Here is a 1,123-nt window from a genome sequence, read left to right as displayed (position 1 = left end):
CGCCCGCGCCTGGCCGCATCAGCTTTCGGGCGGTATGGCGCAGCGTGCGGCGTTGGCCCGCGCGTTGGTTAACGTGCCGCGTCTATTGATCCTTGATGAACCGCTCGGCAAGCTCGATTCACTGACGCGGTTGCGAATGCAGCAGGAGATTGTCGATCTGTGGCAGGAGCAACAGTTCACCACGCTGATGGTAACGCACGACGTGGAAGAAGCGCTGGTGATGGCGAATCGCGTGGTGGTGTTCAGTCCAAGACCCGCAAAAGTGGTGGATGTGATCGAGGTTAATCTGCCGTGGCCGCGCCGCCGTGACGACCCGCAGCTGGTGGCGCTGCGCAGCCGGATACTGGATTTGTTGGGCGCGGACCGCGTGGCGGCGTGATGCGGTCACCCGCTTATGGCGTATCAGGATCTTTAAGGGTTGTTTCGAGAAAATGCGTGGTGTGATGCATCCATTCGCGCATCTCGAAGAGATCTAACATCAAGCTGAAAGAGATAAAGGTTACGCAGATAATCAATAAGATGGCGATGTAGTAAGGCAATGAAGACATCTATTCCTCCCTGGAATACGATCTGGTTGAGAGGTGATTATTACTTAAGTTTTTCTTATTAACAAATCTTAAGGGATATTCTTCGCCTTAGTGTTAAACGGTCGCCATGAATGGCGACCCTACGGTTTTTACTTTCCCGAGACAATAAAACGGTAACCTACGCCACGCAGCGTTTTAATATACGCCTTACCGATTTTCTCGCGCAGATTATGAATATGCACCTCTAACGTATTGGTGGCCGGTTCTGTTGCCCATTGATAAATATCTTTTAGCAAGGTGTCACGCGGAACCGCTTCGCCTTTCGCCAGCATTAAACGCGATAAAATAACGAATTCTTTAGGCGTCAAGTCCAGCGGTTTACCAGCGTGCCAGACCATTTTTCTGGAGAGTTGTAGGGTAAATTCACCGATCTCCACGCAGTCTGTTTCAACTTTCTGTTGCGCGTTAAATAGCGCGTGTACCCGCGCGAGCATTTCCTCTAACGAACCGGCTTCGAGATGCTGGACGGTGGAATCACCGTCACAGCTATTGCGTTGCAGCACAACTTGCAGCTCTTGCATCAGCCGCTCATCGGC

General features: G+C 51.9%; 3 protein-coding genes. 1 reads left to right on the top strand and 2 read right to left on the bottom strand.

The window, feature by feature from the left end:
* A partial coding sequence (locus RTM06_RS22310; RefSeq protein WP_312184742.1) for an ATP-binding cassette domain-containing protein occupies positions 1-379 on the top strand: 379 nt, incomplete at its 5' end.
* 13 nt (positions 380-392) lie between these two features.
* Here RTM06_RS22310 and RTM06_RS22305 read toward each other — a convergent pair.
* Both RTM06_RS22305 and RTM06_RS22300 read right to left on the bottom strand, forming a co-directional pair.
* Entirely contained in the window at positions 393-548 is a 156-nt protein-coding gene (locus RTM06_RS22305; protein ID WP_312184741.1) for a hypothetical protein, read from the bottom strand.
* Positions 549-676: 128 nt separating this feature from the next.
* Positions 677-1,123 (bottom strand): winged helix-turn-helix domain-containing protein (locus RTM06_RS22300; RefSeq protein ID WP_312184740.1); only part of this gene is annotated, 447 nt, incomplete at its 5' end.

Source organism: Pantoea sp. CTOTU46764, assembly GCF_031974595.1.
Classification (GTDB): domain Bacteria; phylum Pseudomonadota; class Gammaproteobacteria; order Enterobacterales; family Enterobacteriaceae; genus Pantoea; species Pantoea trifolii.
The sequence above is the reverse complement of the archived record's forward strand: the minus strand, read 5'-3'. Positions and strand labels throughout refer to the sequence as shown.

Coding starts and splice junctions, on each gene's coding strand:
- RTM06_RS22305 (WP_312184741.1), bottom strand. CDS start 548: ATGTCTTCATTGCCTTACTACATCGCCATCTTATTGATTATCTGCGTA.